This is a genomic window from Polaromonas sp. P1_G1 (genome assembly GCF_056405595.1).
Map to the genome: position 1 here is coordinate 1 of NZ_JBFUBU010000131.1, position 584 is coordinate 584.

Consider the following 584-nt stretch of genomic DNA (forward strand, 5'->3'; position numbering starts at 1 on the left):
GTCTGGTACCAGTCGCTCGCACCCTTGATGGCCCAGGTACGTACACGCATCGGCAACACCCCCTGCTACCTCAGCTTTGACATTGACGGTATCGACCCCGCATACGCCGGCGGTACCGGCACGCCGGAGATTGGTGGTCTGAGCGTACCGCAGGCACTGGAAATCATCCGCGGTTGTCGGGGACTTAACATCGTGGGTGCGGACTTGGTAGAGGTCTCCCCGCCCTATGACACCTCCGGCAACACCGCACTGCTGGGGGCCAACCTGCTGTTTGAAATGCTGTGCGTGTTGCCCGGCGTTCACTACCGCTAACACTTGTCTATTCAAGGCATTACCTTATGACGCATCTCCCTCGCCCCTACGCTGTTCCCACTGTGCAAATATCCAACGATCGCGTCATCGTGACCGAATGGAGATTTGCGCCAGGTGCCGAAACAGGCTGGCATGTACACGAACACGACTACGTGGTGGTACCGCAAACCTACGGTGTATTGCAACTGGAAACATTGGAAGGAACAAAGACGGTTCCGCTTGTCGCGGGCCAATCCTATGCCCGTAGCGTCGGCGTGCAACATAACGTAATC

At 57.4% G+C, this 584-nt stretch carries 2 protein-coding genes; both read left to right on the forward strand.

Going from position 1 to position 584, the window contains the following annotated elements; genetic code table 11:
* The coding region (locus AC1D1Y_RS26075; RefSeq protein ID WP_477684903.1) for an arginase family protein at positions 1-312 on the forward strand (312 nt) is incomplete at its 5' end.
* A gap of 26 nt (positions 313-338) precedes the next feature.
* A partial coding sequence (locus AC1D1Y_RS26080; protein WP_477684904.1) for a cupin domain-containing protein occupies positions 339-584 on the forward strand: 246 nt, incomplete at its 3' end.